Here is a 16,881-nt window from a genome sequence, read left to right on the forward strand (position 1 = left end):
CAGGGTAGCCAGGCTCACGGGCTGTTCCGCCACGGGATATCGCGTCGCGCGGCCCCCGGGCCCGGCGACGCCGGACCCCCGGGCCGCCGACCTGGCGGCCCGGGGGCTCCTGACATCGCGTCAGCCGTGCGTGCCGCGCCGGCGGCGGGCCACCACGGCGATCACGCCGCCGCCCAGCACGATGGCGCCCACGCCCAGGCCGACCATGGTGCCGGTGCCCTCGCTACCGGTGAACGCCAGGCCGCCGCCGCTGCCCGCACCCGCGGTGCTGCTGCCGGTGGCGGTCGGGGTCGCGCCGGTGCTCGGGGCGGTGCCGGCGCCGGAGCCGTTCCCGGCGGGCGCGGTGGACTGCCCGCCGGCCGGCTGGGTGGCCGGAGCGCTCGGGGTGGCGGTCACGGCGGTGGAGCCGAGCGTCACGGAGACCGTGTTGTTGGCGTTCTCGGTGTCGTACGGCAGCGCCTCGACCTTGCTCTCGTACGCGCCCTGCTCGGTGGTCAGCGCGATGACGGCCTTCGGCCCGGTGGCCGGGGCGGCGACCGCGAGCGGCAGGTCGAAGGTCCGGTCCGCGCCGTTGAGCAGCCACATCGGGAGGCTGCAGGCGACGACGTTCGGGCGCTCCTCGCGGGCGCCGCAGCCGTCGGGCAGCTTGCCGGAGACGGTGACGCCGGACGGCAGCGTCACCAGGGCGGAGGCGATGGAGTTGCCGCTGCGCAGGTACGCGACCGAGGCCGGTCCGCCGTTGTGCACGGTGACCGCCAGGGTGCCCTTCCGGCCGCCGTCGGCCGGGGTCCAGGCGCCGCGGGCGGAGAAGTCCGCGTTGGTGGTGACGTTGTACTGGACGATCGCCGAGTTCCGCGCCTGCGGGCCGATGTTCGGCGGGCCGGGCTTGGCGGCGGGGTTCTCCGGGAGGCCGGCGGTGAGCCGCGGGCCGGTGTTGGAGGCGGGCGTGAACGTGTACCCGCCGCGGACGTACTTGAGGTCGTCGTTGACCCCGGAGGAGACGACGAAGTCGATGTCCGGGTACAGCGCGTCGGAGCCGACCACGGCCTCGATCGGGTCGACGGTGACCGTCTGGCCCGGCTTGACCGAGGTGTTGATGGTGCAGATGGCCGCCTGGGTGTCCTTGAACACCTCGTTCTTCTCGCCGCCCGCGTAGGTGCCGTACGAGCAGTTGGCGTAGTGCTGCTTGAAGGTCAGACCCGGCGAGAGCTGGGCCCCGACCACCAGCTGGCCGCTCTCCAGGGTGCCGTTGTTGGTCACCCGGAGCGGCTGCTTGATGACCGCGCCGGGCTTGCCGGCGTCGACCGGCCGGTTGCCCAGGTTCTGGTCGAGCTCCAGCTTCGGGCCGCCGGCGTACACCGCGATGTCGGCGGCGGGGCCGGTGGGGCCGCCCGCCCAGCCCTGGCTGATCCGCAGGTGGCCGGCCTGGCCCTGCGGCGCGCCCTTGACGGCGGTCAGCGTCGGGTTGAACTGGCTGCCGAAGGTGGTGGAATTCGGCCAGGAGTGCACGGTGAACGTGCAGGTGGACACCTGACCGGTGGTGTTGCACTTGGTGCCCCAGCCGGTGCCCCAGCCGGGGTTGAGCGCGAAGCTCGCGATGCCGGCCAGGCCGGTGGCGTCGTACGTCACGACGACTTCCCGCGAGGCGTTCGCGGCGATCGGGCCGGACGAGCCGACCGGCAGCTCCACCGGGGTGGCGTCGCCGGTGGCGGGCGCGGCCGGGAGCGTGAAGGCGGACGGGACGTCGAGCCGGAGCTCGTCCGCGGCGTGCGCGGGAGCCGAGGTAAGGGCCAGGATGGCGGCGGCGGCCAGCGGTGCGCCGATGGCGGCCGGGCGCGTGATGCGCGAGTTGCCCACGGTGATCCTTCGATCTTTCGGATGCGATCGACCCAGACCATAGGGTGGTTTTCGGACATCCGAGCAGTGTGATTTCGGACAGTTCGGGACGCGGCGGCCGCTTTCGCCCGCACCCGTTACCGAATCTTGATCGCCGTTCCTCCGCCAACGCCCCACGATGTCGACACATCTCCACGAGTCGGCGCGTGAGAAGCCCGGAGCCCCCGGGGTCCGCAGGTGCGGATCCCCGGGGGCTCCGGGCGTGCTGACGGCCGCTCAGGCCGTGGCGGTCACTCGTGCGCGCCGCGCTTGCGGCGACGGTTGGCCAGCGCGAGCACGCCGCCGCCGAGGAGGATCGCGGCGCCGCCGGCGGTCGCCGTGGTGCCCATGCCGTCCGCGCCGGTGGAGGCGAGGCTGCCGCCGACCGCGGAGGTCGACGCGGACGTCGACGGGGAGGCGGTGGCACTGGTGGACGGCGAGGTGCTGGGCGTGGCGGCCGGGGAACCCGAGGCCGAGGAGCCCGGGGTGGGCGTGCCGGGCGAGGCGGAGCCGCCCGGCACGGTCGGCCGGGTGGTGTTCGTCGTGGTGCCCAGCGGGATGACCACCTCGTTGTTGCTCTTGTCCGGGTCCCACGGCATGCCGCTGTCCTGGCCGTCCTCACCGATGGACGGGAGGGTGACCTTGGCCGACAGGCCGGCGTTGTGGTCGAGGTCCAGGGTGAAGAAGGACCAGTAGCGCTGCCCGTTCTTGATGTACGGGCTGGTGGTGCAGTCCCAGACGGTCACTGCCGGGTCCTGGTTCTGCTGGTTGAGCCCGCACTTGGGCTGCGAGCCGTTGAGGACCTTGACGGCCTTCGGGACCGTCACCCGGACGATCGCCGGGTAGGAGCCGGAGCGCCAGAAGATGGACGCGGGGCCGTTGTCGGCCATGCCGACGGTGAGCTCGCCCAGGCCGCTGCCCTGGTCCGGGGCCCACCCGCCCTCCACCGAGAAGTCCGCGGTGTTCGGGACGACCGCTGCGAGCGCGACCGCGTTGTTGCGGCCGAAGTCGATCACGCCGTTCGGCGCGCCCTGGGTCTCCGGCTTGCCGACGGTGAGCCGGGGGCCGCCGGGCGGGCCGGGGGTGAACGTGTAGCCGCCGAGCCAGCCGTCCTTCGCCGGTGCGGTGGCGGTGACCCGGACGTCCTCGTACGCGTAGTACGCCGTGGAGTCGACTTTGAACCCGATCGGGTCCAGGTGGACCGTCTCACCGGCCGCCACCTCGGAGTGGACGGTGCAGATCACCACGTCGCCGTTGGCGCTGGTGCCGTACTCGCAGTTGGAGAAGCGCGGGACGAAGGACAGGTCCATCCTGCCGGTGAAGGTGAAGTACAGCTGGGAGGCCGGGAGTTGGCCCTTGTTGGTGACGGCGATGTCGGGCGTCCAGGTGTCGCCCGGCTTGAGGTCGCGGTTGGTGTCGACCTCCTTCACGGTCAGGTTGCTGCCGCCGAGGGTCACCTTGGTGTCCGCGGTGGCGGTCCGGCCGTCGAACACCGCGGTGGTGTGCAGCACGGCGCTGCTGCCGGCCTCGCGGGCGGCGGCGGGGCCGTACAGGTAGTAGCGCAGGTCCAGCTTGCCGTCGTACATGGTCTGCATGTCGCAGGTCAGCACCTGGTCGGCGATCGTGCAGCCGGACTGCGGCATGACGGAGGCGATGCCCTGCAGCGGGGCGAGGTCGACCGTGACGCGGCCCGTGGCGGGCGCCGGGTGGTCGCTGAGCGTCAGGTGGAGCTGGACCGCGGTGGAGTTGCTGCCGTGGTCCGGCGCGGTGGACGACGGGTCCACGGCGACGGAGTCCGGGGCCTCGATCTTCAGCGTGGCGTCGGCGGCGTGCGCCGGAATCGCTGTGGCACTGCCCAGGGCGAGCACGGCCAGGGCCGAGGCGAGCCCGAGCGAGCGGGAGCGCGAGATGTGCATCTTCCCCCCAGAAAGAATCGTGTGCACATGATGTGCGCGCCCGACGTTAGGGGGTGGATCCGAGCGCCGTTCCGGCCCGAATCGGACACTTCGGGGCAGGATCGTTCGGATCGGTCCGGGATCGTTACCCGAGCGTTAGCAGGTCTCCCGCAGGGAGGTGACGGGAATGACGGAGCGTCAGTTGTCGTGCCGGGTGGTCCGGGAGGAGAAGGGGCGGTCGAGTCGCTGACCGGAAAGCCCCCTCCGGGGAGGGGGCCGGGGGGAGCCGACGGGGCGTCAGCCGTCGGTGCCGGTGGCGAGTTCCTGCTGGTCGGTGTCGGTGGGGGGTTCGGGGGCGGGGCGGGTGCGGCGGCCGAAGAGCTCGGCGGGGGTGGGCATCCGGCGCGGGCGGGGGCGGTCGGCGGGGGACTGCGGGTGCTGGTCGCTCATCGGGAACCGTCCTCCAACTGGGATGGCGGGGTGGGGTTCGGACGCGGGGCTCGGTACGGCGGCGAGGTGGCGCTGCCCGGAGCCGAGGGAGAGCCGCTCGCGGACCTCCGCCTCGGCGAGTGCGTGGCAGCGCCCGGCGAGGCGGGAGCGGCGGGCGTGCTCGTGCTGTCCGCACGGCTGGCGGGACAGGGCGCGCAGGGCGGAGAGGTCCTCGGCGGTGGGCAGGTAGCCGTCGGTGACGGCCTCCTCCAGCCGCTCCAGGTAACCGCCCGCGCTGCCGGGCAGCGCGGAGCGGTAGCGGCCCAGGTCGGCCAGCAGGAAGGAGCGCAGCCGCCCGCCCTCCTGGACCGCCTCGTCGATGGCCTCGGTGAGCCGAAGCGCGTCCTGGACGTCCTCGGCCCACAGTTCGCCCGCGGCGGTGGGGATCGGGAGCCGGTCGGGCGCGGCCGGATAGAGGGCTTGGGCGAGGACACGGCGCAGCACCCGGACTTCGTCGGCGCTGAAGGCCATGCCGCCGCGCGATCCGTGTGGCGTTGGCATGGCTCGACAGTACGTGGCGTACGTCCGACTTATGGCGATTGAGGACGTGTTTGTCCCGATTGGCCTATGAGATGGTGCATCTGACGCCCGGTCGGCGGCCGACCGGGCGTCAGCCGCCGTCAGGCGGTGGCCGGCCGGTTGCGCTCGAAGATCAGGCGCAGGCCGATCAGGGTCAGCCACGGCTCGTGCACGTCGATCGAGTCGGCCTCGCCGAGGACCAGCGGGGCCAGGCCGCCGGTGGCGATCACCTGGACGTCGTTCGGGTCCTTGGCGAGTTCCTTGGCCATCCGGTTGACCAGGCCGTCGACCTGCCCGGCGAAGCCGTACAGGATGCCCGACTGCATGCCCTCGACGGTGTTCTTGCCGATCACGTTGCGCGGGCGGGCCAGCTCGATCTTGCGGAGCATCGCGGTGCGGCCGCCCAGTGCGTCGACCGAGATCTCGATGCCCGGGGCGATCGCACCGCCCACGTAGTCGCCGCGCGCGTTGATCGCGTCGAAGGTGGTGGCGGTGCCGAAGTCGACCACGATGCACGGCCCGCCGTACAGGTGGTTCGCGGCCAGCGCGTTGACGATCCGGTCCGCGCCGACCTCCTTCGGGTTGTCCATCAGCACGTGCACGCCGGTCTTCACGCCCGGCTCCACGATCACCGCCGGCACGTCCCCGTAGTACCGGCGGGTCACCTCGCGCAGCTCGTGCAGCACCGCCGGCACCGAGGAGCAGATCGCCAGGCCGGCCACCCGGTCGTCCGCCGAGACGATCGGGTGGGCGCCCATCAACCCCTGGAGCAGCACCGCCATTTCGTCGGCGGTGCGGCGCGGGTCGGTGGAGATCCGCCAGTGCTCGACGATCTCCTCGCCGTCGAACAGGCCGAGCGTGGTCTGGGTGTTGCCGACGTCGATGGTGAGGAGCATGGGGCGCTTTCTGCTTGGAAGGGTCAGGAACTGCGGAGGTCCAGGCCGATGTCCAGGATCGGCGAGGAGTGCGTCAGGGCACCGACGGCCAGGAAGTCGACACCAGTCTCCGCGACCTCGCGCGCGGTGGCCAGGGTCAGACCGCCGGAAGCCTCCAGCTTGGCCCGGCCCGCGACCAGGGCGACCGCCTCGCGCAGCTGCTCGGTGCTGAAGTTGTCCAGCAGGATCAGGTCCGCGCCGGCCTCCAGCACCGGGGTGATCTGCTCGATGGTGTCGACCTCGACCTCGATCGGCAGCTCCGGGAACGCGGCCCGGACGGCGGTGAACGCCTCGGCGACGCCGCCGGCGGCCACCACGTGGTTGTCCTTCACCAGCGCCGCGTCCGAGAGCGCCATCCGGTGGTTGGCGCCGCCGCCCGCACGGACCGCGAACTTCTCCAGCGCGCGCAGGCCCGGCGTGGTCTTGCGGGTGTCCCGGACGACCGCTCCGGTGCCCGCCAGGGCGTCCGCCCAGGCGCGGGTGGCGGTGGCGATGCCGGACAGGTGGCACAGCAGGTTGAGCGCCGAACGCTCGGCGGTGAGCAGGTCCCGGGTGCGGCTGCGCACCGAGAGCAGCACCTGGCCGGCCTCGACCGCAGCGCCGTCCTCGACGTGCCGCTCGACCTCGAACTCGTCCTCGCAGACCAGCGAGACGACCGCCTCGGCGACCCGCAGACCCGCGACGACGCCCGCCTGGCGGGCCGTGAAGTCCGCGGTCGCGACGGCCTCGGCGGGGACGGTCGCCACCGAGGTGACGTCCTCGCCGCCGGCCAGGTCCTCGGACAGGGCCATCATCGCCACGTCCTCGACCTCGACCGGGTCCAGGCCCGCCGCCTCCAGCAGTTCGGCCAGGGCCGGGTCCAGCCCGGTCTCGTACACCTCGCCGTCACCGCACGCGCAGCCGTCGCCGCAACCGCCTTCGGCGGACTCGGCGGTGAGGAGGGGGAGTTCGTCGTGGGACATGTAGGGGGCTCCAAGAGGGGAGTGAAACCAGGGGCGCGGGGAACCGCGCGAGGTCGGGCGGGCGAGGAGTCGGATCCGGTGTCGGCGGGGCTGGGCTCCTCGGGCGGTGCAACCGGCTGTCGGGTCAAAGGTATTCGGTCGGTCGACCTGCGCTTCGCGCCCCTGCGGGGCACGAAGAACGCGGGGACGCCGGTCAGTCGCCGAGCGGGTGGGTGATGTGGTGCTGCCAGTGGGTGTCGTCGCGGTCGGGGAAGTCCTCGCGCCAGTGGCAGCCGCGGGTCTCCTCGCGGAGCGCCGCGGCGGCGGTGAGGGCGGTGGCGACCTGGTGGAGGTTGGTGGCCTCCCAGGTCTCGACGGAGGGCGAGGCGGGGTGGGCCGGGTCGGCCAGGGCCGCCAGGCCCTTCGCGGTGGCGGACAGCGACTCCGCCGAGCGGATCACGCTCGCGCCGGTGGACATCAGGTGCTGGATCGCGCCGCGGCTCTCCGCCGGCAGCAGCGGAACGGGCGCGGCGGCGTGCGCCGCGTCCGTGTTGACGGTGCGGGCGGGGAGCCGGCCGGCCTCGGCGAGCCCGGCCAGGTCGGCGGCGATCCGTTCGGCGAACACCAGGCCTTCGAGCAGCGAGTTGGAGGCGAGGCGGTTGGCGCCGTGCACGCCGGTGCAGGCGACCTCGCCGCAGGCGTACAGGCCGGGGACGGTGGTGCGGCCGTGCAGGTCGGTGCGGATGCCGCCGGAGGCGTAGTGCGCGGCGGGGGCGACCGGTATCGGCTCGGTGACCGGGTCGATGCCGTGGGTGCGGCAGGCGGCCAGGATGGTCGGGAAGCGGTGCTCCCACATCCGGGCGCCGAAGTGCCGACCGTCCAGGTACATGTGCTCGGTGTCCTGGGCGAGCATCCGGCGGGTGATGGCCTTGGCGACGATGTCGCGCGGGGCGAGTTCGGCGAGCTCGTGCTGGCCGAGCATGAAGCGCACGCCGTCGGCGTCCACCAGGTGCGCGCCCTCGCCGCGGACGGCCTCGGAGACCAGCGGCTGCTGGCCCTGCGCGTCCGCGCCGAGGAACAGCACGGTGGGGTGGAACTGGACGAACTCCAGGTCGGTGACCTCGGCGCCGGCCCGCAGGGCGAGCCCGACGCCGTCGCCGGTGGAGACCGCCGGGTTGGTGGTGGCGGAGAACACCTGGCCCATGCCGCCGGACGCCAGCACCACGGCGCGGGCCAGGATCGCGCCGACGCCGTCCCGCTGGCCCTCGCCCATCACGTGCAGGGTGACGCCGGAGGCGTGGCCGCCGGCGTCGGTGAGCAGGTCCAGGACCAGGGCGTGCTCGATGAGTTCGAGGCCCGGGTCGGCCTCGACGGCGGCGACCAGGGCGCGTTCGATCTCGGCGCCGGTGGCGTCGCCGCCGGCGTGCGCGATCCGACGCCGGTGGTGGCCGCCCTCACGGGTGAGGACGATCTCGCCGTCCTCGTCCAGGTCGAACTCGGCGCCCACCTCGATGAGCCGGCGCACCGCGTCCGGCCCCTCGGTGACCAGCGTCCGGACCGCGTCCTCGTCGCACAGCCCGGCCCCGGCGACCAGGGTGTCCTGGAGGTGCTGCTCGGGGGTGTCGCCCTCGCCCAGGGCGGCGGCGATGCCGCCCTGGGCCCAGCGGGTGGAGCCGTCGTCGAGCATCGACTTGGTGACCACCATGGCCCGCAGGCCGGCCTTGCGGACGTTCAGCGCGACGGTGAGCCCGGCCACGCCGGAGCCGACCACGACGACGTCGGTGCTCGTGGTCCAGCCGGGGGCGGGGGCGGTCAGGCGGTGCGACATGGCTTCAGCTGCTCCTTCAGTGCGCGGCGACGGCCGCGCCGTCGGCCCCACCGTACGCGGCGTCGCCGCGCAGCAGTCCGCTGCCCTCGGGGGCGTCCGCGGGGTCGCCGCCCAGGCCGGTGATCCGGTTGTGCTCGTCCACGAACACCACCTTCGGCAGGTAGCCCTTGGCCTCGGCGGTGTCCATCTGCCCGTAGGCGATCAGGATCACCAGGTCGCCGGGGTGGACCAGACGGGCGGCGGCGCCGTTGATGCCGATGATGCCGGAGCCGCGCGGGCCGGCGATGGTGTACGTCTCCAGCCGGGCGCCGTTGTTGATGTCGACGATGTGGACCAGCTCGCCGGGGAGCAGGTCCGCGGCGTCGAGCAGGTCCTCGTCGACCGTCACCGATCCCACGTAGTGCAGGTCGGCCTGGGTGACGGTGGCACGGTGGATCTTGGACTTGAGCATGGTGCGGAGCATGTGGTCACGCCTCTCTGAGTGCATGCCGGGGCTACTGCCGAATCTACTTACCGAACGATGATGCCGACGTTGTCGATCAGCCGGGTCGAGCCGACCTTGGCCGCGAGCGCGAGCACCGCCTCGCCCTGGAAGTCGTCCGGCGCCTCGGTGAAGGACATCGGATCGATCAGGGCGAGGTAGTCGAGGGAGATGCCGTCCGCGCCGTCCAGCACGGCGGCGGCCGCCTCGCGGACGGCCGCGGCGCCCTTGGCACCGGCGTCACGGCCGGCGAACAGGGCGCGGGACAGCGCGAGCGCCCGGGTGCGCTCGTCGTCGGAGAGGAAGCGGTTGCGGGAGGACAACGCCAGGCCGTCCTCCTCGCGGACGGTCGGGACGCCGACGATCTCCACGTCGAAGTCCAGGTCCGCGACCATCCGGCGGATGATCGCCAGCTGCTGGGCGTCCTTCTCGCCGAAGACCGCGAAGTCCGGGTCGGTGATGTGCAGCAGCTTGGCGACCACGGTCAGCATGCCGTCGAAGTGGCCGGGGCGGGACGCGCCCTCGAAGCCCTCGCCCATCGGGCCCGCCGAGAGCCGCACCAGCGGCTCGCCGTTCGGGTACACCTCGTCCACGGACGGGGCGAACACCACGTCCGCGCCCATCTCCTCGGCGAGCGCGACGTCCGCCTCCAGGGAGCGCGGGTAGCGGTCCAGGTCCTCGCCGGCGCCGAACTGCAGCGGGTTCACGAACACCGTGACGGCCACCCGGCCGTCCTTGCCGACCTGGCGGCGGGCCTCCCGGACCAGCGCCGCGTGGCCCTGGTGCAGCGCGCCCATGGTCATCACCACGGCGTTGTCCACCGGCTGCTCGTCCGGCCAGAACGCCGCCTCGAACTCCTCCACGGTGCGGGTCAGCACCGCCTTGCGGACCTTCGGGGCCTTCGGGGCCTTCGCCGGGCGCCTGTCGCGTGCCATCAGTGCTTCTCCTCGTTCAGTACGTCCAGCAGCGCCGCCGCCGGTTCCGGCTTCAACGATCCGTTGGCGACCGCACGCTGCGCGGTCGCCTTCGCCATCGCCCGGTAGGCCTGGCCGATGTCCGGGGTCACGGTGGCGAGTCGGTCGAGGTGCTTGCGCACCGTCCCCACGTCGCCCCGGGCGACCGGGCCGGTGAGGGCCAGGTCACCGGAGCGCAGGGCGTTGTCCAGGGCCGCGCCGAGCAGCGGGCCGAGCATCTGGCCGGGCTCGGCGACGCCCGCGGTGCGCAACAGCTCCATCGCCTGCGCGACCAGCGTGACCAGGTGATTCGCGCCGTGCGCGAGAGCCGTGTGGTACAGCGGCCGGACGTCCTCGGGGATCCAGGACGGCTCGCCGCCCATCTCCACCACCAGGGCCTCCGCGACCGGACGCAGCTCTTCGGGCGCCGTCACCCCGAACGGGCAGCCGGCCAGCCGGGCCACGTCCACCGAGGTGCCGGTGAACGTCATCGCCGGGTGCAGCGCCAACGGCAGCGCGCCCTTGCGGGTGGCGGGCTCCAGCACGGCCACGCCGTGGGCGCCCGAGGTGTGGACGAGTATCTGGCCCGGACGGACGGCACCGGTCGCGGCCAGACCGCTCACCAGATCGGGCAGCACGTCGTCCGGGACGGTCAGCAGCACCAGATCGGCCGCCGCCATCACCTGCGGCGGCGTCACCAGGCGGACGCCCGGCAGCAGGGACTCGGCGCGACGCCGCGAAGCCGCGGACACGCCGGACGCGGCAACCACCCGGTGCCCGGCCAACTGCAGCGCCGCACCCAGCGCAGGACCGACCCGGCCGGCCCCGACCACCCCGACAGCAAGCCGGGCCGGGCGGTTACCGGGGTCGGAGGGGTCTCCGAAGTCGTGCAGCACTCTTCCGTTCCAGTCCTCGACGGGTACCAGACGTACCGGTCAATGGTACGGGCAACGGTCGCCGCCCTTCCTGCGCCCACCCACCTGCCCGTGACCCGCCGGAGAACAGGAGATGGTGGGCGCAGGGGGTCAGGGAGTCTCGCCGGCGCGGACGAGGCCGTTCTCGTAGGCGAGGACGACGGCCTGGACGCGGTCGCGGAGGCCGAGCTTGGCGAGGATGCGGCCGACGTGGGTCTTGACGGTGGCCTCGGAGAGGACGAGGCGGGCGGCGATCTCGCCGTTGGAGAGGCCCTGGGCGACCAGCAGGAAGACCTCGCGTTCGCGTTCGGTGAGCGGGCCGAGGACGGCCGAGCCGGGCGTCGAGGCGGGGGTGGGGAGGACTTCCGCGAAGCGGTCGATCATGCGGCGGGTGGTGGTCGGCGCGACCACCGCGTCGCCCCCGTGCACGGCCCGGATCGCGGCGACGAGTTCGATCGGCGGCACGTCCTTGAGCAGGAAGCCGGACGCGCCGGCCTTGAGCGCGGCGAACGCGTACTCGTCCAGGTCGAAGGTGGTGAGGATGAGGACCCGGGGCGCGCCCTCGATGGGAGTGCCGCGGTCGTCGAGGCAGATCCGGCGGGTGGCCTGGACGCCGTCGAGGCGGGGCATCCGGACGTCCATCAGGATCACGTCCACCTCGGCGGTGCGCAGCACCTCCAGGGCCTGCTGGCCGTCGCCCGCCTCGGCGGCGATCTCGATGTCGCCCTGCGACTGCAGCACCATGCGGAAGCCGGTGCGGAGCAGTTCCTGGTCGTCGACCAGCATCACGCGGATCGGCATCGGTCGGGTCTCCTTCACTTGGACACTTTGAGGGGCAGGACGGCCCTGATCCGGAAGCCGCCGCCGGGCCGGGGCCCGACGTCCAGGCTGCCGCTGACCATACCGACCCGTTCACGCATGCCGATCAGGCCGTGGCCGAGACCGTCGGCGCCGCCGGCGGTGAGCTGTTCGCGGGTGCTGCCGCGGCCGTCGTCCTCGACCAGGACCTCCAGGTCGCCGTCCCGGAAGTCGACGGTGACCTTGGCGCTGGCGCCGGGGCCGCCGTGCTTGCGGACGTTGGTGAGGGCTTCCTGGACGATCCGGTAGACGGTCAGCTCCAGGCCGCGGGGCAGTTCGCGGACCTCGCCGGTGGCGGTGAACTCGACCGGCAGGCCGGCGGTGCGGACCTGTTCGAGCAGTTCGGGGAGTTCCTCGACACCGGGCTGCGGCACGTACTCACCGGTGGTGTCGGCGGTGCGCAGCACCCCGAGCAGGCGGCGCATCTCGGCGAGCGCCTGGCGGCCGGTGGAGGCGATGGTGCCCAGCGCCTCCTTGGTCTGCTGCGGGGAGGTGTCCATCACGTACGCGGCGCCGTCGGCCTGGACGATCATCACGGACACGTTGTGCGCGACCACGTCGTGCAGCTCGCGGGCGATCCGGGCGCGTTCGGCGGCGACCGCGACCTGTGCCTGGGCGTCCCGTTCGCGCTCCAGCCGGGCGGCCCGGTCCTCCAGTTCGACCAGGTAGGCGCGGCGGACCCGGGTCAGCCGGCCCCACGCCCAGCACAGCACGAACGGGGTGGTCATCAGTGCGGACAGCACCACCCGCTTGGTGAGGGTGTCGTTCGCACTGTCGGGGGACGGGACCAGCCGCCACACGGTGAGCGGCCCCGCCGCCAGGCTGGCGGCCAGCGCCAGTCTGGACGTCCAGGCCCGGCCGAAGGCCGCGCCGGTGTACGCGAACACCAGGTAGGCGACGGAGGACAGGCCGGGTTCGATCCGGCCGGCGATCTGGCTGAGGCCGAGGACGACGGCGGCCGCGGTGGTGACGTCGGGCCAGCGCCGCCGGACCACCATCAGGCCGGGCAGGACCGCCGCGATCGCCAGGCCCGCCCACAGCTGCGGCCCGGTGACCCGGTTCCCGTTCACGTCGACCTGTTCGGCCGCCACCAGCACGCCGAAGACCAGCACGATCAGTGCCCAGGCGGAGTCCACCACCATGGGATGTCGGCGGAGCCAGGCGTTGAGTCGATGCACATGTCCAGCCTAGGGAGTCGGACGTCGTGCTCAGGTCCGTCGTAGGAGCGATCCACGGCTACTCCCCAAGGTGGAGACCGCCCCCTCCCGGTAACGTCCTCCGCTATGACATGGATGCGGTGGCGGCCCGCGATCGAACACGCGCTGTACCGGTCCGACGGCGGCTTCTACCGCAGGCCGGAGGGCCCGGCCGGGCACTTCCGCACCTCCGTGCACGCGTCCGCCCGGTTCGCCGGCGCGGTGGCCCGCCTGCTGGCCGGCGTCGACGCCGCGCTCGGCTCGCCGCCCCGGCTCGCCTTCGTGGACGTCGGCGCGGGCCGCGGCGAACTCACCGTCGCCGTCCGTGACGCACTGCCCGCCGAACTGCGCGCCCGGGTCGCGTTCCACGCCGTCGAACTCGCCGACCGTCCCGCCGGCCTGCCCGCCGGGATCGACTGGGGCCCCGACCTGCCGTCCGGCGTCACCGGCCTGCTGTTCGCCAACGAGTGGCTCGACAACGTGCCGCTGGACCTCGCCGAACGCGACGAGGACGGGCGGCTGCGGTACGTCGAGGTCGACCCCGACGGCAGCGAACGGCTCGGCGCACCGCTCGACCCGGACGACACCGGATGGGCCGAGCGGTGGTGGGCCGACGGTGAGCGGATCGAACTCGGCGGACCCCGGGACGCCGCCTGGGCCGACGCCGTCGGCGCCCTGGGCAGCGGCCTCGCGGTGGCCGTCGACTACGCGCACACCCGCGACACCCGCCCCCCGTTCGGCACCCTGACCGGCTTCCGCGACGGCCGGCAGACCGCGCCCGTCCCCGACGGCAGCTGCGACCTGACCGCGCACGTCGCCCTCGACGCCGCCGCCGCACCCGGCCACCCCACCCTGCTGACCACCCAGCGCACCGCCCTGCACGCCCTCGGCGTCAGCGGCGCCCGCCCCCCGCTCGCGCTCGCCACCACCGACCCGGCCGGCTACCTGCGGGCCCTCGGCGGGGCCGGCGAGGCCGCCGAACTCACCGACCCGGCCGGGCTCGGAGCGTTCCACTGGCTGGTCCAGGCCGTCCGCATGCCGGTACCGGACGACCTCACGGGCCTGCCGGGATGGCAGACTCTCCCCTCATGAAGGAGTCGACGGCCATGACGGAGACCACGGTCGGCATCGGCCCGGGCGCACAGAACCTGCCCGGCGGGCCCGACAGCACCGACATGGTGCTCAACATCGGTCCCCAGCACCCGTCCACGCACGGCGTGCTGCGCCTGAAGCTCGTCCTCGACGGCGAGCGGATCAACTCCGTCGAACCCGTCATCGGCTACATGCACCGCGGCGCGGAGAAACTCTTCGAGGCCCGCGACTACCGGCAGATCATCATGCTGGCCAACCGGCACGACTGGCTGTCCGCGTTCGCCAACGAACTCGGCGTGGTGCTCGCCGTCGAGCGGATGCTCGGCATGGAGGTCCCCGAACGCGCCGTCTGGCTGCGGACCCTGCTGGCCGAGCTGAACCGGGTGCTCAACCACCTGATGTTCCTGGGCTCCTACCCCCTGGAACTGGGCGGGATCACCCCGATCTTCCACTCCTTCAACGGCCGCGAAGAACTCCAGCACGTCCTGGAGGAAGCCTCCGGCGGCCGCATGCACTACATGTTCAACCGCGTCGGCGGCCTGAAGGAGGACCTGCCGGCCGGCTGGCTCGGCCGGGTCCGGGCGGCCGTCGGCGTCGTCCGCTCGCAACTGCCGGTCTTCGAGGACCTGGTGCTCGGCAACGAGATCTTCCGCGGCCGGACGGCGGGCATCGGCGTCCTGTCCCGCGAGCACGTCCACGCGTACGGCGTCAGCGGGCCGATCGCGCGTGCCAGCGGCGTCGACTTCGACCTCCGCCGCGACGAGCCGTACCTCGCGTACGGCGAGCTCCAGGACGTCCTGCGGGTGCCCGTCCGGGAGGAGGGCGACTGCCTCGCACGGTTCGAGTGCCTGCTCGAACAGACCGTGAACTCGCTCGACCTCGCGGACGCGTGCCTCGACCGGCTGGCGGAGATGCCCTCCGGACCGATCAACCTGCGGCTGCCCAAGGTGCTCAAGGCCCCCGAAGGGGAGACCTACGCCTGGACCGAGAACCCGCTCGGGCTGAACGGGTACTACCTGGTGTCGCGCGGCGAGAAGACGCCTTGGCGGCTGAAGCTGCGGTCGGCCTCGTTCAACAACATCCAGGCCCTGACCGAACTCCTGCCGGGGACGCTGGTGGCGGACATGGTGGCGATCCTGGGGTCGATGTTCTTCGTCGTGGGAGACATCGACAAGTAGCGGTCCTGGCAGGCGCGGAGGAACACATCAGGGCTCGGGGAACGGCGGGGCATCAGCAGGGCGCTGAGCGCGCCGCCGTTTCCGGTCCCCGGTCTCGACCCGCCGCAGCCATGACCAACCGCTGTCCATGACCACCGGCAACACGGCCTCGCAGTTCCCCGAGCCCCTGAACGCGCACGCTGGTGGTCAGTCAGCCGGGTGCGGGGCGAGCTTGGGGTTGTGGGCTTCGCAGAGGGTGACGAGGGTCGCGTAGGCGTCGGGGCCCATGAGTTCGACGAGTTCGGGGCGGTAGGAGACGTAGACCGGGTCGGGGGCGTTGTGGGCCTCGGGGGAGCCGGTGCACCACCAGTGGAGGTCGTGGCCGCCGGGGCCCCAGCCGCGGCGGTCGTACTCGCCGATGGAGACCTGGAGGTAGCGGGTGTCGTCGGGGCGGTCGATCCAGTCGTAGGTGCGGCGGATCGGGAGCTGCCAGCAGACGTCGGGCTTGGTCTGGAGGGGTTCGAGGCCCTCGCGGAGGGCGAGGACGTGCAGGGCGCAGCCGGCGCCGCCGGGGAAGCCGGGGCTGTTGAGGAAGAGGCAGGCGCCGTTCACGCGGCGGGTCTGCCGGTCGCCGTCCTCGTCGAACATGGTGATGCCGCCGTCGCGGCGGATCCGGCCCTTGGCGTCGGTGCCCTCGGCGTGGTGTTCCCAGATGTCGGGGGTGAGGCGGGCGGCGTGCTCGGTGACGCGCTGCTCGTCGTCCTCGTCGGAGTAGTGGGCGCCGAGGGTGCAGCAGCCGTCGGACGCGCCGCGGCCGGGCTGGATGCCGTGGCAGCCCTTGCCGAAGATGCAGCCCCAGCGGGAGGTGAGCCAGGTGAGGTCGCAGCGGAACACCTGGTCGTCGTCGGCGGGGTCGGTGAACTCGACCCAGGCGCGCGGGAAGTCGAGGGCGACTTCGCGGACGGTGGGCATCGCCAGGTCGATGACCGGGTTCTTGGCGGGCTTGGGGGCCTTGCCGGACTTCTTGGACTTCTTGTTCTCAGCTGGTGCCACCCGGCAAGGGTATGGCCTGGGCCCTCCGTTTCGGATTCTGCCGGGCGCACACCGCCGGATCGTCCCGTCCTCGGCCCCGGCGGGCCGGGAGGCGCCCCCGGGGAGGCCGCGGCGGGATCCGGGAGGGAGGGCGAGGGCCAGGGTCCTGGAGGCCGTGGTGCGGCGGTGAGGTCTTTCTCGTGGTTCGTCGGTATTGGGCGGTTTTCCGGGGGTCCTGGCGGGCGGTGTAGGTGAAACGGCTGTGAAAAGGGCCGCAGCCCGGGCGGCGGCGGCCGTGCGCGGCCCTAGGATGTCCCAGCCGGGGGTAGGTCGGGCGCGAGAGCGCCCTTGCACGGGGGAGTGCACATGGGCGACAAGGTCGTCATCCGGTCGTGGGAACTCCACGGCGAGGGACGGGAGTTCGAGACCGTCGCGAAGGAGTTCGGCGGCGCGGCGAAGCAGCTGGAGAGCGGGCTGGCGGCGCTGGGTGCGCCGTGGGGCGGTGACGCTCCGGGCAAGCCGTTCGGGGTCGCGTACGGCGAGGCCCGGGAGGGCGTGCTGGCAGGGCTGCAGGGTCTGGCGGAGCGGCTCGGCCGGATCGGTCAGGGCCTGCACAGCATGGCGGACAGCATGCAGCGCACCGACAGCGAGATCAGCGCGGACTTCAACGCGCCGTCGCTGAACCGCCCGGCCGCAACCGGCCGGGCCTGAACCGC

The 16,881-nt window shown here is 73.0% G+C and carries 15 protein-coding genes; 3 read left to right on the forward strand and 12 right to left on the reverse strand.

Annotated features, from left to right (window positions below; translation table 11 throughout):
* Positions 1-120: 120 nt before the first annotated feature.
* The 11 genes from ACI1MP_RS21750 to ACI1MP_RS21800 all read right to left on the reverse strand — a co-directional run bounded on the left by ACI1MP_RS21750 (position 121) and on the right by ACI1MP_RS21800 (position 12,830).
* Entirely contained in the window at positions 121-1,857 is a 1,737-nt protein-coding gene (locus ACI1MP_RS21750; protein ID WP_404869292.1) for a hypothetical protein, read from the reverse strand.
* Between the two features lie 269 nt (positions 1,858-2,126).
* On the reverse strand, positions 2,127-3,791 hold the full coding sequence (locus ACI1MP_RS21755; RefSeq protein WP_404869293.1) for a hypothetical protein: 1,665 nt from the start codon (positions 3,789-3,791) through the stop codon (positions 2,127-2,129).
* A gap of 276 nt (positions 3,792-4,067) precedes the next feature.
* Positions 4,068-4,760 (reverse strand): hypothetical protein, encoded by a 693-nt coding sequence (locus tag ACI1MP_RS21760; protein WP_052509634.1) that lies wholly within the window; start codon positions 4,758-4,760, stop codon positions 4,068-4,070.
* 119 nt (positions 4,761-4,879) lie between these two features.
* Positions 4,880-5,674, reverse strand: a complete 795-nt coding sequence (locus ACI1MP_RS21765; RefSeq protein WP_035863765.1) for a type III pantothenate kinase — start codon at positions 5,672-5,674, stop codon at positions 4,880-4,882.
* A 23-nt stretch (positions 5,675-5,697) separates the two neighbouring features.
* Positions 5,698-6,675: a carboxylating nicotinate-nucleotide diphosphorylase gene (gene nadC / locus ACI1MP_RS21770; RefSeq protein ID WP_100588317.1), complete on the reverse strand. Its 978-nt coding sequence runs from the start codon at positions 6,673-6,675 to the stop codon at positions 5,698-5,700.
* Between the two features lie 193 nt (positions 6,676-6,868).
* Positions 6,869-8,482, reverse strand: coding sequence for an L-aspartate oxidase (locus tag ACI1MP_RS21775; protein ID WP_380336018.1), 1,614 nt, complete (start codon positions 8,480-8,482; stop codon positions 6,869-6,871).
* Positions 8,483-8,498: 16 nt separating this feature from the next.
* The gene (gene panD / locus ACI1MP_RS21780; protein ID WP_043914829.1) at positions 8,499-8,945 is read right to left on the reverse strand and encodes an aspartate 1-decarboxylase; all 447 of its coding nucleotides are present in this window, start codon (positions 8,943-8,945) and stop codon (positions 8,499-8,501) included.
* Between the two features lie 47 nt (positions 8,946-8,992).
* Positions 8,993-9,898: a pantoate--beta-alanine ligase gene (gene panC / locus ACI1MP_RS21785; RefSeq protein WP_380336022.1), complete on the reverse strand. Its 906-nt coding sequence runs from the start codon at positions 9,896-9,898 to the stop codon at positions 8,993-8,995.
* Positions 9,898-10,812 (reverse strand): Rossmann-like and DUF2520 domain-containing protein, encoded by a 915-nt coding sequence (locus ACI1MP_RS21790; RefSeq protein ID WP_152645210.1) that lies wholly within the window; start codon positions 10,810-10,812, stop codon positions 9,898-9,900. The genes panC and ACI1MP_RS21790 overlap by 1 nt, the downstream gene beginning before the upstream one ends.
* A 129-nt stretch (positions 10,813-10,941) precedes the next feature.
* Positions 10,942-11,631 (reverse strand): response regulator transcription factor, encoded by a 690-nt coding sequence (locus ACI1MP_RS21795; protein WP_100588321.1) that lies wholly within the window; start codon positions 11,629-11,631, stop codon positions 10,942-10,944.
* A 14-nt stretch (positions 11,632-11,645) separates the two neighbouring features.
* Positions 11,646-12,830 (reverse strand): sensor histidine kinase, encoded by a 1,185-nt coding sequence (locus ACI1MP_RS21800; RefSeq protein WP_404870816.1) that lies wholly within the window; start codon positions 12,828-12,830, stop codon positions 11,646-11,648.
* Between the two features lie 141 nt (positions 12,831-12,971).
* Here ACI1MP_RS21800 and ACI1MP_RS21805 point away from each other — a divergent pair, with 141 nt between their 5' ends.
* Together ACI1MP_RS21805 and ACI1MP_RS21810 are read left to right on the forward strand one after the other, a co-directional pair.
* Positions 12,972-13,976 carry an SAM-dependent methyltransferase gene (locus ACI1MP_RS21805; RefSeq protein WP_380336029.1) on the forward strand — a complete coding sequence of 335 codons (1,005 nt, stop codon included), beginning with the start codon at positions 12,972-12,974 and terminating at the stop codon, positions 13,974-13,976.
* Between the two features lie 14 nt (positions 13,977-13,990).
* On the forward strand, positions 13,991-15,154 hold the full coding sequence (locus ACI1MP_RS21810) for an NADH-quinone oxidoreductase subunit D (protein WP_100588324.1): 1,164 nt from the start codon (positions 13,991-13,993) through the stop codon (positions 15,152-15,154).
* Positions 15,155-15,340: 186 nt separating this feature from the next.
* On the opposite strand, the gene ACI1MP_RS21815 is transcribed toward ACI1MP_RS21810, so the two are convergent.
* On the reverse strand, positions 15,341-16,186 hold the full coding sequence (locus ACI1MP_RS21815; RefSeq protein ID WP_380336033.1) for a hypothetical protein: 846 nt from the start codon (positions 16,184-16,186) through the stop codon (positions 15,341-15,343).
* Between the two features lie 345 nt (positions 16,187-16,531).
* Between ACI1MP_RS21815 and ACI1MP_RS21820 the strand changes: the two genes are divergently transcribed.
* Positions 16,532-16,876, forward strand: coding sequence for a WXG100 family type VII secretion target (locus tag ACI1MP_RS21820; RefSeq protein ID WP_043914817.1), 345 nt, complete (start codon positions 16,532-16,534; stop codon positions 16,874-16,876).
* Positions 16,877-16,881: the final 5 nt, after the last annotated feature.

Source organism: Kitasatospora griseola, from assembly GCF_044999035.1.
GTDB lineage: Bacteria > Actinomycetota > Actinomycetes > Streptomycetales > Streptomycetaceae > Kitasatospora > Kitasatospora griseola.